The organism is Rothia koreensis (genome assembly GCF_004136575.1).
GTDB lineage: Bacteria > Actinomycetota > Actinomycetes > Actinomycetales > Micrococcaceae > Rothia > Rothia koreensis.
The window spans coordinates 59,582-73,561 of sequence record NZ_NOIQ01000013.1; the positions used below are offsets into that span (position 1 = coordinate 59,582).

The 13,980-nt window shown below is 62.9% G+C and carries 10 protein-coding genes; 5 read left to right on the forward strand and 5 right to left on the reverse strand.

Going from position 1 to position 13,980, the window contains the following annotated elements:
* Positions 1-3 precede the first annotated feature (3 nt).
* Positions 4-1,596, forward strand: coding sequence for a TIGR03767 family metallophosphoesterase (locus tag EWU68_RS09390; RefSeq protein ID WP_162421404.1), 1,593 nt, complete (start codon positions 4-6; stop codon positions 1,594-1,596).
* 166 nt (positions 1,597-1,762) lie between these two features.
* Here the strand turns inward: EWU68_RS09390 and EWU68_RS09395 are convergent, their stop codons facing one another.
* The 4 genes from EWU68_RS09395 to EWU68_RS09410 form a co-directional block, all read right to left on the reverse strand.
* The gene (locus EWU68_RS09395) at positions 1,763-3,226 is read right to left on the reverse strand and encodes a hypothetical protein (protein WP_129315877.1); all 1,464 of its coding nucleotides are present in this window, start codon (positions 3,224-3,226) and stop codon (positions 1,763-1,765) included.
* Positions 3,227-3,268: 42 nt separating this feature from the next.
* Complete coding sequence (uvrB, locus tag EWU68_RS09400) at positions 3,269-5,416, reverse strand: excinuclease ABC subunit UvrB (RefSeq protein WP_129315878.1); 2,148 nt, start codon at positions 5,414-5,416, stop codon at positions 3,269-3,271.
* 78 nt (positions 5,417-5,494) lie between these two features.
* Positions 5,495-6,460: a D-erythronate dehydrogenase gene (gene denD / locus EWU68_RS09405; protein ID WP_129315879.1), complete on the reverse strand. Its 966-nt coding sequence runs from the start codon at positions 6,458-6,460 to the stop codon at positions 5,495-5,497.
* Entirely contained in the window at positions 6,457-7,164 is a 708-nt protein-coding gene (locus tag EWU68_RS09410; RefSeq protein WP_162421402.1) for a FadR/GntR family transcriptional regulator, read from the reverse strand. Before EWU68_RS09410 ends, denD begins: the two co-directional genes overlap by 4 nt.
* Before the next feature lie 139 nt (positions 7,165-7,303).
* On the opposite strand from EWU68_RS09410, the gene EWU68_RS09415 reads away from it, so the two are divergent.
* From EWU68_RS09415 to EWU68_RS09425, 3 genes are all read left to right on the forward strand, one after another.
* Positions 7,304-8,695 (forward strand): GntP family permease, encoded by a 1,392-nt coding sequence (locus EWU68_RS09415; protein ID WP_129315881.1) that lies wholly within the window; start codon positions 7,304-7,306, stop codon positions 8,693-8,695.
* A gap of 22 nt (positions 8,696-8,717) precedes the next feature.
* Positions 8,718-10,073, forward strand: coding sequence for a four-carbon acid sugar kinase family protein (locus tag EWU68_RS09420; protein WP_129315882.1), 1,356 nt, complete (start codon positions 8,718-8,720; stop codon positions 10,071-10,073).
* A gap of 232 nt (positions 10,074-10,305) precedes the next feature.
* Positions 10,306-11,193, forward strand: coding sequence for an NAD(P)-dependent oxidoreductase (locus EWU68_RS09425; RefSeq protein ID WP_129315883.1), 888 nt, complete (start codon positions 10,306-10,308; stop codon positions 11,191-11,193).
* Positions 11,194-12,266: 1,073 nt separating this feature from the next.
* Here the strand turns inward: EWU68_RS09425 and coaE are convergent.
* A complete protein-coding gene (gene coaE / locus EWU68_RS09430; protein ID WP_129315884.1) occupies positions 12,267-12,878 on the reverse strand; it encodes a dephospho-CoA kinase in 612 nt (203 codons plus the stop codon).
* Positions 12,879-12,983: 105 nt separating this feature from the next.
* Between coaE and EWU68_RS09435 the strand changes: the two genes are divergently transcribed.
* The gene (locus tag EWU68_RS09435; RefSeq protein ID WP_129315885.1) at positions 12,984-13,670 is read left to right on the forward strand and encodes an IMPACT family protein; all 687 of its coding nucleotides are present in this window, start codon (positions 12,984-12,986) and stop codon (positions 13,668-13,670) included.
* The last annotated feature ends 310 nt before the right edge of the window (positions 13,671-13,980 follow it).

Genomic DNA, 13,980 nt, shown 5'->3' on the forward strand with positions numbered 1-13,980 from the left:
CCCATGACCGAATCTGATCGCACCCCCGAGTCGTCGAATCTCGTGACCACCGCGTCCCGTCGCGTCGTTCCTGACGAGTCCTCCCCCTTCCGCCGCCTCCGCAAAGGAGCCGGCGAAGAGCACCTCGTACGGACGGATCTGGTCGATGCCGCGCCGTCCGAGGGATCGAACGCGGAGGATCGCGCCCGGGACGAGCAGCAAGTGCTCGGCCTGGTGCACTTCACGGACTTCCAGCTCGCGGATCTGGCCTCTCCCGCCCGCCTGGAGTTCCTCCAGGAACTCGACGGCTCCCCCGAATGGGCGGGGATGACCCCGTCCTACCGGCCGCAGGAATTCCTCCAGTACCACGCGATCGAGGGCATGGTCCGGGCCATGAACGAACTGGTCGAGGCCCAACCCGGCGTTTGGAACCTCGCCCTCACGACGGGCGACAATGCAGATTCGTCCCAGCGCAACGAGATCCAGGCCTATCTGCGGTCGCTGACCGGGGGCGACGTCGAACCTGCTGCCGGCAGTCGCGAGTTCCGGGACGCGCCGGTCGGCATGGACGATCCGCGCTACTACAGCCCCGAAACCTCCTCACACGACCACTACAAGACCAATCTCGGTTACCCGGATGCCCCGGGTGCCCTGGCGGAGGCCGCGAAGCCTTTTCGGACCGATGGCCTGAGCCTTCCCTGGTTGACGTGCTTCGGAAACCACGACTGCCTGGTGCAGGGCCGCGCTCGTCTGCCTCAGGAGTACAACGATTTTCTGGTGTCCTCGCGGAAACCTGTGGATCTGGATGCCTCGTCGGTTCCGGAGGGCCGCAAGACGCCCGCCTACGTCGACGACCCGACGTGGGCCTCCCGCGGGCCGGCGCGGGACATCGACCCTTCGGACGGTCGGGCGGTCTGGGGCAAGACCGAGTACGTGCAAGCGCACCTCGACTCCCCCGGCGCGCCCCGGGGCCACGGATTCACTGAGCAGAACCTCCGTGACGACGTCTCCTATTACACCTACGACCCGAACGATTCCGTGCGCCTTGTCGTCCTCGACACCACCAATTCCGCCGGTCACGTGGACGGATGCCTCGACGACGCCCAGTTCCGGTGGTTGCGGGACCGTTTGGACGAAGCTCAGGCGGAGGAACGCCTCGTGGTCCTGGCCTCCCACCACGGCCTGTCCACCCTGAACAATGACCACGGCGCCGGGGACGGGCGCGGCACGCTGCACCTTGCGGACGACGTCGAGGGCCTCCTTCATTCCTTCCCGAACGTGATTCTGTGGCTCTCCGGCCACACCCACGTCAACAAGGTCACGCCGCGCCCGGGAAACCCCCCGGAGAGCGGGTTCTGGGAGGTATCGACGGCCTCCATCGCCGAATGGCCGGTTCAGTTCCGCGGGATCCAGATCTTCCGGAACGCTTCGGAGGTAAGGATCCGCACGACGATGGTCGACTCACAGGTCCCCGTGGAACCCACGTCCCTGATGGGCGTCGACAACCTCGCCGCGCTTCACCGTGGCCTCGCGGCGAATGACACGGGATCGGTCGGAGGCCTCCACGCGGAGGGCGGCCCGGAGGACAGGAACGTGGACCTCCTGGTCGCTACGTGAGGGAGGAACCGCTCGCGGCGTCGTGATACCACAAGTAAGGTCGGCGAATATATTACTAGTTCAGCCTTGCCCTCAGGCTTTGCCGTAGAGGTCCACAACACGCATATTCACAGACCGCACACTCTCAACGCGAACCTCAATCTGCGCCAGAAATGTCACGCTACGACTATGCCCTGATAAGTTCCTGCGCAACGTCCTCCCCCACCGTCCAACTCCCTGGACCTTGATCCAGTCCGAGCAAAATCGCTTTCTCAATGTCAACAGTTAGATTTTTGTATTTAGATTTCTTTTTTACACGAATTGAACAGTGCGCCTTACCGAACCAACGAGGATAATTAGGGATATAAAGCAGGTCTAAAGTTCTGGCAATAAGTGGGTAATCTAGCAATTTTGCCAAAATTTTGGAATTCGCCGAGAATAGGATAGTGCCTACGGTGCAGCCGACACACAGTGCGAAACAAATCTGCAAATAGACTAAATCTGTCACGTTAGCAATATACCAAGCCATCAACATCCATATAACAACCAGAATTCTAGACATTACCCTAGCACGGCAACCTAATTTCCATACGTGCGAATCAGACGCACCATCGACTCCGACCACAGCGGGAAGATAGGATAAAAACCCGATTGAATACATCCCCAGCAGTCGCACGATCAGCGACCCGATGAATATCATAAATATAATAATTGCCAAATATCCAAAAACGTTGGTATAAGGAATAAAAACCATCTGAATCGCAAAAACCATAAGCCCGAGAACGGTCAGAACAAAAATTTTATATGCTACCATTCTTCTTCGGCGGACACCCGACAGACCCTCGGCCAGGTTCGTAGGAAGCAATGAATTTGAAATTACCCACGTTAACGCCATCAAGAACAGCGTGCCGGCGGCAAGGATGGCCTCCACGTGGTTAGCAAAGAGCAGTATAACAACCTGCCCCATCACAGCCATGCAACCTACCAGAGCTACTGTTTGCTCTCTTATGACTATTCTTGAATCAAGAGAATTTGGAGCAATTTCACCAGAATTTCCCGGTGCGGCACTACTATCAATGTCGTATTTGCTAAATACTTCAGCAGCTCGCTTGCAAATGGACCGCGCGGAATCGACTACGACAAGAAATTGAACAGTACGTAGTTGATGGCTTGCCCTTTGCACTTGCACAGCAAGGAACATTATAAATACTATTGTGATTATTCCGTAAGGATAGTTGCCCCTCAAGAAGAATAAACATATTGATGTCATTTCTGCCAAAACCAGAAGTATCAGAGCAATTCCAATCAGTATCATGGTTGTAAATTGCCGCTGCACGGCCGACTCCTGAGTTCTCTTTTTGGTTTTTTTCCTCAACTTCCTTAGTACCACGCCCGTTTCTTTGGCGGAGTCAAGCAATGCGAAGGTTATTTGAATTCCCAAAGCAATCAAAGCAGTTAGCAAGACACTTTCGTGACCCGCAATTACTTTGTTCCAGAATTCCAACTTTTCCGAGATTGCCACTTCTCCAGGCGTGTTAAACAGAAGAGCTACCGCACCAAATAAGGTTATTATCAGGTATATAATCAGCTCACCCGTAGACTGCCTATAGTATTTTGCAATGCGATAATTATACTTCTCAGGATTGTTCATCAGCAGTCTTTCCTATATGAGATATTTATGCATTGCAAAGTATCAAGCGTGGCCCGCCTGCTGCATCTGCCGCAGTTCCTTCTTGAGGTCCGAGACCTCGTCCCGGAGCCGGGCGGCCAGTTCGAACTGGAGCTCCGACGCCGCATGGCGCATCTGCTCGTTCATCTGCTCGATCAGTTGCACAAGATCCTCGGCGGGAGCGGCCGCGAGGCCGTCCTGGCGAATCTTTTCCGCCGCGGCCAACGTGGCGTTGTCCTGCTCGGCCTCCGCGTTCTTGGCCTTCTTGCCCTTGCCCTTGACCGGTGCGGTGTGGTGGTTGGCGGCGGACCGCTTCGCGAGCAGCTCCTTGGTGTCCTCTTCCTCGCGCGCGATCTGGTCGGTGATGTCGGCAATCTTCTTGCGCAACGGCGTCGGGTCGATGCCGTGCTCCTTGTTGAACGCCATCTGGATCTCACGGCGGCGGTTGGTTTCCTCGATCGCCGTCTCCATCGAGTCCGTCACCTTGTCGGCATACATATGGACCTGGCCGGAGACGTTGCGGGCGGCACGACCGATCGTCTGGATGAGCGACGTCGTCGAACGCAGGAATCCTTCCTTGTCCGCATCCAGAATGGCGACGAGCGAGACTTCCGGAAGGTCCAGGCCCTCGCGCAGAAGGTTGATGCCCACGAGCACGTCCACCTCGCCCAGGCGCAAGGATCGGAGGAGCTCGACACGCTTGAGCGTATCGACGTCCGAGTGGAGGTATTGGACCTTGACGCCGTGCTCGACCAGGTAGTCCGTCAGGTCCTCGGCCATGCGCTTGGTCAACGTGGTCACCAGGACGCGCTCGTCCCGTTCGGAACGCTGCTTGATCTCGTCCAGGAGGTCGTCGATCTGTCCCTTGGTCGGCTTGACCACGACCTCCGGGTCCACCAGGCCGGTCGGACGAATAATCTGCTCGACGTACCCATCGGCCTGGGACATCTCGTACTTGCCCGGCGTCGCGGACATGTAGATCGTCTGGCCGATCCTTTCCAGGAATTCGTCCCACTTCAGCGGCCGGTTGTCCATGGCGGACGGCAGACGGAATCCGTGCTCGACGAGAGTCCGCTTGCGCGACATGTCGCCCTCGTACATGCCACCGATCTGGGGCACGGTCACGTGCGACTCGTCCACGATCAGCATGAAGTCGTCCGGGAAGTAGTCCAGGAGGCAGTGCGGCGCCGATCCGGCCTCGCGGCCGTCGATGTGCCGCGAGTAGTTCTCGATGCCGTTGCAGAAACCCATCTGCTCCATCATCTCGAGGTCGTATGTGGTCCTCATGCGAAGGCGCTGGGCCTCGACCAGCTTGTTCTGGTCCTCGAGTTCCTTGAGCCGTTCGCCGAGCTCCTGGTTGATGTCCTCGACGGCGCGCGCCATCCGCTCGGCGCCGGCCACATAGTGCGAGGCCGGGAACACGTACATCTCGTTCTCTTCGCGAATCACCTCGCCTGTGAGCGGGTGCAGGGTGTGGATCGATTCGATCTCGTCGCCGAAGAACTCGATGCGAATCGCGTTCTCCTCGTACATCGGAATGATCTCGACCGTGTCTCCGCGAACCCGGAAGGTTCCGCGGTGGAAATCCGTGTCATTGCGCGCGTACTGCATGTTGACGAACTGCCGGAGCAGGTCGTCCCGGTCGATTTCGTCGCCCTGCCGGAGGGTCACCATCTGGTTGACGTATTCCTCGGGCGTACCCAGACCGTAGATGCACGACACGGTGGAGACGACGACGACGTCGCGGCGCGTGAGCAACGCGTTCGTCGCCGAGTGCCGGAGCCGCTCGACTTCCTCGTTGACCGAGGAGTCCTTCTCGATGAAGGTGTCCGTCTGCGGGACGTACGCCTCGGGCTGGTAGTAGTCGTAGTAGGAGACGAAGTATTCGACCGCGTTATTGGGCAACAACTCGCGCAACTCATTGGCCAACTGCGCCGCCAGGGTCTTGTTCTGGACCATGACCAGGGTCGGCCGCTGCACGGACTCGACCAGCCAGGCCGCCGTCGCCGACTTGCCGGTACCGGTGGCGCCCAGAAGAACCATGTCCTTCTCGCCGTTCTCGACCCGCTCGGTCAGCTCGGCGATGGCCCGTGGCTGGTCACCGGCGGGTTTGTAGTCGGAAATGACCTCGAATGGTGCGACGACGCGGTTGATCTCCTGTGCCAGACTCATAGGTCCCAGGCTACTCCGATTCGCACGAATGTTCGATCGATACGGAGACTTCCGCCCGGCCCGCGGGACCGACCGAATTCAGGCCCGCGCCACGAACTCCCGCTCGTACTGCCGGACGACGTCGTCGAAGTTCTCGTCCCGCACGAATCCCAGGTTCACGAGTCGTTCCACGTCGAATTCCCCCGGCCACGAGCAGACGATGTCCATGACCTGCTGGTCGGGCTCGTCGGTGACCAGGGCTCTGGCCTCGCTCCCGCCGACACGCTCGAGGGAAGCGAGCATGTCTTCGACCGTCACGCAGATTCCTGGAATGTTCATGCCCCGCCACGGGCCGATGTCCTCCCCCGGCACCTCGAGCGCGTGCACGAGGTTCGCGACCGCCGCATTCGGCGAGGAGAGCCACATCCGCGTCCCGTGGGGCACCGGGCACGTCGAGGCGATACCGTTCAAAGGCTCCCGGATGATCCCCGACGCGAAGGACGACGCCGCAGAATTCGGTTTGCCCGGCCGAACCGAAATCGTCGGCAGACGACAGATGCGCCCATCGACGAAACCCTTGCGGGAGTATTCATTGACCAGAAGCTCGCCCATGGCCTTGAACGCGCCGTAGGTCGAATCGGGCTGCTCCGCCCACGTGTCCGTGACGACCTCCGGCATCTGCCCGCCGAAAACGGCCAGGGAGCTCGTGAAGACGAAGTAGGGCCGGTTCTCGGCGCGGCGGGCGGCCTCCAACAGTCCGCGGGTTCCGTCCAGGTTGACCCGGAGGGCAAGGTCGAAGTTCTCCGCCGACCCTCCGGAGAGCACCGCGGCCAGGTGGTACACCGCCACGGTGTCGTCGCCCAGGGTCTGCGCGAGCAGATCGGGGTCGGCCAGATCGCCGACCACGGAACGGACCCGGGCGTCGTCGTTCGTGTTCTCCGCGAGATCGAGCGAGACAATGTGGTCGAAATCCACGGTGAGGTCCCCCGCGTCCTGTCGCCTGAGCAGCTCGGCGATGACTCTGCTCCCCAGGAAACCCGCGCCTCCGGTCACCACAATCTTCATTCCGAATCCTCCCTGACGGCTCCCATGGTCTGGCCCATGTGCGATCTCATGGCCTCGCGGGAACCCTTCGTGTCCTTGTTCTCCAGTTTGTTGAGTATTTCTCCGTGCCAATGGATTGCCTCATTGCGCACCTTGGCCGTCGCCGAGGTGTCCATGCGCACCGCCTTGAGCACCTCTTCCAGGGGCCTGTAGGTCGCGGCGAGGTACTCGTTGCCTGCCGCCTCGATGATGATCCGGTGGAACGCAATATCGGCTTCCACGGCGCGGGTGACGTCGGGCTCGCCCTCCTCCGCTTCCACCTGGATCATGGTCCCGAGGTGCCGCCGCATCTCCTCCAGCTGCTCCGGAGTGATCCTCTCGGCGGCGAGTTCGGCGGCGCCGATCTCCACGATTTCCCGCACCTCGGTCAACTGCTCCACGAGGTTTCGGCTCTCGCCGCGCATGCGCCCGCGGAGCTCCATGAGCTCGACGTTCAGCAGGTCCCAGTTCTCGACCGGGGCAATGCGATTCCGTTTCCCGTGCTTGACCAGGATGACTCCCCGACCCGCCAAGGTCTTGATCGCTTCGCGAATGGTCAGCCGGGATACATCCAGCTCATCGGCCAGGACGCCTTCGGGCGGCAATTCGTCCCCCACGGAAACGACCCCCTGGGCGATGCGGTCCAGAATGGACCGGGTGACGCGGTCGGCAAGGTTCCTCGACACGGACGGACTCCTTTGCAAAACAGTCGATATGAGCTCATTGACACTATCGCACGCGTAGCTAAACTTATCAGATATCTGATAACAGCCAGTGGTGAGCGTCTCACCGTTCCTGGCAGGAAACGAAGTCGATGGAGATTTCATGTCCCCGGTAACCCTCGTCCTTTTGGGACTGGCCGCAGTCGCCGTGATTCTGGCGCTGATCATCAAGGCCAAGGCCCATCCGTTCCTTGCGCTGCTTCTCGTCTCCGTGGGTCTCGCCCTAGCGGCGGGCGTGCCCCTCGAGAAAATCGTTCCGATGCTGGAAGAAGGCATGGGCTCCACTTTGGGGTCCGTCGCCCTGATCGTGACCCTCGGCGCCATGATGGGGCGCATCATCGAGGTCTCGGGCGGCGCCGACGTCCTGGCCAAGATGCTGCTGAACAAATTCGGCCCGCACAGGGCGCCCTGGGCCCTCGGAGCGGCCGCCTTCATCTTCGGGATACCCGTCTTCGTGGACGTGGCCCTCATCGTTCTCATGCCGATCATCCTGTCGGTGGGCCGCCGGCTGCAGGGCAACATGCTCAACTACGCCCTGCCGACCGTCATGGGCCTGTTGACCGTCCACGTGGTCCTCCCTCCCCACCCCGGCATCGTCGGCGGCGCACAGGTCATGGGCGCGAACATCGGCATGGTCCTGCTCCTGGGATTGCTGCCCGCGATCATCATGTGGCTCGCGGCGCAATTCACGATCCCGTTCATCACCCGGCGCATCTTCTCCCCCGTTCCCGGGATCTCCGCCGCCGAGATGCAGGAGGCGGGCGAGGATTTCGACGAGGAATCCACGCAGTCCTTCCCGAAGGTCGACAATCCGCCTCGCGCATGGGTCGTGATCGCCATGATCCTGATCCCGCTCGTCCTGATCATGTCGCAGACCATCACCTCGATGACGTTGCCGGAGAACAACCCGGTCGTGAAGTTCTTCTCCTTCGTGGGTGCATCACCGATGGCGCTGGTCATCGGCGTCGTCGTCGCGACCGTCGTTCTGGGGTACCGCCGCGGCTGGGGCCTCACCCAGGCCGAGGACGTCATCAATTCCTCGTTGCCTCCGGTGGCCGCGGTCATCCTGATCACGGGTGCCGGCGGAACCTTCGGCCACGTGCTGAAGGAAACCGGCGTCGCCGACGCCGTCGCCCACGCCCTGGCCGGAACGGGCCTGCACATCCTGGTCCTCGCGTGGCTCATGGCCGCGCTGATCCGTGCCGCCCAAGGCTCCGCGACGGTATCCACCCTGACCACAGCCCCGCTCATCGCACCGATGACCTCGTCCCTCGGGCTCGAACCGTTGCAAGTGGCTCTGGTCGCCGTGACGATCGGCATCGGTTCCATGGCTCTGTCCCACGTCAACGACTCCCTGTTCTGGGTGTGGTCCAGGTACAACCAGGTCAACACCGCAACGGGTCTGAAGTCCTACACTCTGCTCACCACAACCACCTCGATCGTCGGGTTCCTGGTCGCACTGCTCATGTGGCCGATCGTCTCCGCGATCGCCTGACACTTGAAGAAGGAGTTCACCCATGCTCAGCTCGCCCCGGCGCCTCCTCGTTCTCGACGATGACCCGACCGGCTCGCAGTGCGTCCACGACGTGCCCGTCGCCTTCGAGCAGGATCCCGAGATCCTGGCCCACGCCCTCCAGGAGTCCGGCTCCACATGCTTCACCCTGACCAATACCCGGGCACTCGATGAGGACGACGCCGTCGCCCTCAACCGAAGCACCCTCGCACACTTCCTGGACACCTTGGACACCGACGACGACGCGCCGCTGCACGTGGTCTCGCGCTCCGACTCGACCCTGCGCGGTCACGTCATCGCAGAGCCCCAAGCACTCGCGGACGTGCTGTCCGACCACGGAGTCCAGGTCGACGCGTTCCTCTTCTGCCCCGCAATGATCGAGGCCGGACGCTACACCGAAGGCAACGTCCACTACGCCGTGGTCGACGGCACGCCCCGGCGCGTCGAAGACACCGACTTCGCACGGGACGCGACCTTCGGCTACAGCCACTCGGAACTCGCCGAATTCCTGGCGGAAAAATCCGGCGGCGCGATCGAGGCCTCCGACGTCCTGTCCCTGTCCCTCGAGGACATCCGCACGGGAGGTACGAGCCGCGTCGAGGAGATCCTGTCCGGGGCAAGCAACCGTGCCTGGGTCGTGGTCAATGCGACCGAATACTCCGACATGGAGGTCGTGGCCGACGCCGTCACCCGTCTCGAGGCGCGGGGCCATCGCTTCGTCACGCGCTGCGGGCCGTCCTTCGTCCGACCCCTCGCCGGCCAGTCCGGACCACGCATTCTCGACCCCGCGGACATTCGGCTGAGTCCGGACAGGCGAAAGCACGGCCTCGTCGTCGTCGGTTCGCACGTGGGGCTCACCACGCAGCAACTCGACGAGGTCCAGCGTCGTGGGCAACTGACCGAAATCGAGCTCGACGTCGAAAAGCTCCTCGACCCCGAACAGCGCGATGAGCACCTGTCCCAGACGGTACGGGCCGTTCACGACGGACTCGAATCCAACGACGTCGCCGTCTACACCAGCCGCACCCTCGTCAGGACCGACGACCCCGCCGAGTCCCTCGACATTGCCAGGAGCATCTCGGAGGCCGTGGTCGAGGTCGTGCGCCGCAGCCGCGACGCCCTTCCGGCCTGGGTGGTAGCGAAGGGCGGGATCACGTCCCACGAGGTGGCCCACCGCGGCCTCGGGATCCGACTCGCCCAAGTCACCGGCCAGTTCTTCCCCGGACAGATTTCAATGTTCCGCCCCGAGGACGCGCCGGACACCGTGCGCGAATGCCCCTACGTGGTCTTCCCGGGCAACGTCGGAACCCGGGAGGCGCTCGCCGACGTCGTGGAACGCCTCCAGAACGCGGCGGGCTGAACCGCGCCCCGGGACCCGGCTCGGGCCGGGGTGGGTAGGCCCGGTTGGGCCGGGTCCGGTTGACGCGGGCCAGGTTGGGCCGGTTGGGCCGGGCCCGGTTGGGTAGGCCCGGTTGGGCCAGGTCCGGTTGGGTAGGGCCCGGTTGACGCGGGCCAGGTTGGGCCGGGCACGGCTCTTCTCGGAAGTAACCATCGTCCGCCAGTTTCTCGGCGGCCAGCACGGAATGGACATCATGGACCAGAACACGAAGAACATTGCTTGGATCGGGCTGGGGGCCATGGGCTCTCCCATGGCATCGATCGCGGCGGGCTCAGGCCACACGGTCACGGCGTTCGACCTCAATCCGGCGGCCCTCCAAGGTCTCGGACCGGAGGTCACGCCCGCCGGCACCGCGCGGGAGGCGGTGGACGGGGCCGACGTCGTCGTCATCATGGTGGCAACCGGCCCGCAGCTCGACGCCGTCCTCTTCGGCGACGGCGGGATCGCGACGTCGCTGTCTCCCGAAAGCGTCGTGGTGGTCATGTCCACCGTGGGGGTGACCGCGGTCCAGGGTGCGGCATTGGCGCTCGAGCCGTACACGCGACATGTCGTCGACGCACCCGTGTCCGGCGGTGTCGCCCGCGCACGGAAGGGCGATCTCCTCATCATGGTCGGCGGCGACGCGGAGGACGTCGCCTCGGTCCAGTGCCTGCTCGACGTGCTGGGCTCGCAGTATCCGGTCGTGGGCCCCGAACCGGGCGACGGGCAGAAATTCAAGGTCGTGAACCAGCTGCTGTGCGGCGTGCACATCGCGGCCGCAGGTGAGGCGCTCGCGCTCGCTGACTCCATGGGACTGGACGTGGCCCAATGCCACGAGGTGCTCAACGGCGGGGCGGCGCAATCCTTCATGTTCCAGGATCGTGGATCACGCATGGTCGCCGAAGAGTTCGACGAGGTCCGCTCCGCTCTCAACATCTTCGTCAAGGACATGGGCCTGGTCACCGACGCAGCACGCGCCGCCGAACAACCCGTACCGCTCGCTTCGGCCGCGGAACAACTGTACGTGCGGGGGCGCCGCGAAGGTCTGGGCCGGAAGGACGACTCCGTGGTCTACCAGCTGCTGCGGCAGGGACGCGACTAGGGCCCCGCCGGCGAGGTGGCGGTTTCGTGCAGACCCCGCCGCGAGGTGGCAGTTTCGTGCACGTCGCCCGGCTCGAAGTGGCAGTTCCGTGCAGGCCGCCCGGCGCGAAGTGGCAACCTCGTGCAGAACCCGTGACGAGGTGGCACTCACGTGCGAAATTGGGCCCGTTTTTCGCACAAAGTTGCCACCTCACGGAAGAAGCTGCACGAGATTGCCACCTCGCCGAAGAAGCTGCACGAGAATGCCACCTCGCCGAAGAAAACCCACGAAGTGGCGAACTTGTGCAGGACCCACCCCGAGGCGGCAGATTCGTGCAGGCCGCCCGGCTCGAAGTGGCAGTTCCGTGCAGACCGCCCGGCTCGAAGTGGCAGTTTCGTGCAGACCCCGCCGCGAAGTGGCAACCTCGTGCAGAACCCGTGACGAGGTGGCACTCACGTGCGAAATTGGGCCCGTTTTTCGCACAAAGTTGCCACCTCACGGAAAAAACCGCACGAGAATGCCACCTCGCCGAAGAAAACCCACGAAGTGGCGAATTTGTGCAGGACCCGACCCGAGGCGGCAGATTCGTGCAGGCCGCCCGGCTCGAAGTGGCAGTTCCGTGCAGACCCCGCCGCGAAGTGGCAACCTCGTGCAGAACCCGTGACGAGGTGGCACTCACGTGCGAAATTGGGCCCGTTTTTCGCACAAAGTTGCCACCTCACGGAAAAAACCGCACGAGAATGCCACCTCGCCGAAGAAAACCCACGAAGTGGCGAATTTGTGCAGGACCCGACCCGAGGCGGCAGATTCGTGCAGGCCGCCCGGCTCGAAGTGGCAGTTCCGTGCAGACCCCGCCGCGAAGTGGCAACCTCGTGCAGAACCCGTGACGAGGTGGCACTCACGTGCGAAATTGGGCCCGTTTTTCGCACAAAGTTGCCACCTCACGGAAAAAACCGCACGAGAATGCCACCTCGCGGTACGCCCCACACGCGCAACCCGCAACCCGCAGCCCCCAGCCGGACAGCCGGACAGCCGGACGGCCGGAGCCAGCGAACCCGCCAACCCGCCCCGCCGCCGGACGAGGGCGCCTACGCCTACGCCGTCAATTCATCCCACAACGTGGCGACTTGCGCCGTCGTGGTCTCGCGGTCCCCGGAATTGTCGATGATCCAGGTCGCGACGGCCCGCCGCTGATCGTCCGTGGCCTGGGAGCGGATGCGCGAGCGGGCGTCGTCCTCCTTCATTCCTCGGGCAGTCACCAGCCGATCGATGCGTACGGACTCCGGCGCCTCGACCACGATGACCCCGTCGAAGGAGTCCGCCTGCCCCGTTTCGACCAAGAGCGGAATGTCCTGGACGACGACGCCGGAAAAGGTCTCGGCGCGAGCAGCTTCGTCGACCAACCGCGCGGACTCTTGGCGGACGGCCGGATGCACGATGGAATTGAGACGCTCGCGAGCGGTTTCGTCGTCGAAAACGATCTTTGCCAACGCGGCCCGATCGAGTTCGCCCGAATCCGTCAGCACGTGAGTTCCGAAGGCGTCGCGGATCTGGTCGAGCACGGGCGATCCTTTGGCCGTGAGTTCCCGAGATATTGCATCGGCGTCGATCACCACGGCCCCGTGCTCCTGGAGCAATTGCGCCACGGTCGACTTCCCTGAGCCAATGCCGCCCGTCAGGCCGACTCGACGAAACTCTGCTGCCACGTCTCTCCTCTTCCCTACCGAAACAATCCCCTGCCGACACAGTTCCGTCCCAGCATATCCGCCGCGTCCCGGACCACGAGGTACGACCCCGAATAGACTGGTCGGGTGACTGGTACCGACGAAACACGCGCCCGCAAGTACACCGTGCTCTCGGAGCCCCGCCCGGCCGAGATCCTGCTCGAGATCAAGAAGAGCGAGTTCATCGGTCACGTGGCGCGCGTCGAGTCCGAGGACGAAGCCCGAGAATTCCTCGATGCCCTCCGCAAGAGATATCACGACGCCCGCCACGTCTGTTCCGCCTTCGTGATCGGGGCCGATCGCGATATCCAACGATCCTCCGACGACGGTGAACCCGCCGGCACCGCCGGGATCCCCATGCTCCAAGCGGTGCTGGCACACAGGACAACGGAGGAGGCGTTGCAGGACCTCTCGGATGTGTGTGTCGGTGTCGTGAGGTATTTCGGTGGCATCAAGCTCGGTGCCGGAGGGCTGGTACGGGCCTACACGGATGCGACCGTCCAAGCTATCGACGCCGCCCGCCTCACCACCCGGGAACGCCTGCGTTTGGGACGGATCGAGGTGCCCCACGCCGACGCCGGCCGTCTCGAGAACGAGCTCCGAGCCTCCGACGTCGCTGTCTTGGGCACCGACTACGCTTCATCGCACGCAAGCCTGAACATCGCCGTCACCGATTCGGAGGAAGCCCGGGAGGGTGCCGAGGCACATCTGGCGTCGTCGTCCTCCGGGCAACTCGACGTGACCTGGGGCGAAACCGAGTGGGTCGACCGATAGCCGCAAGCTGACGGGCTGTGAGCAGTGCGGCTCGGGGCGGGGCTGCGCAGTCGCGAGGTGGCAATTCTGAGCGCCGAATTCGCCGAGGTGGCAATGGCGTGCGTTTATCGTGCCGAGGTGGCAATCGCGTGCGTTTCTTCTGCCGAGGTGGCAATCGCGTGCAGATTTCGGGCCGAAAACCGCACAAAACTGCCACCTCGCCGGAAATTCGGCCCGAGATTGCCACCTCGCCGGAAATTCGTCCCGAAACTGCCACCTCGCGGTCGGCCACACGCCCCAACCCGCCGCAATCATCGGGACCCCCAACACC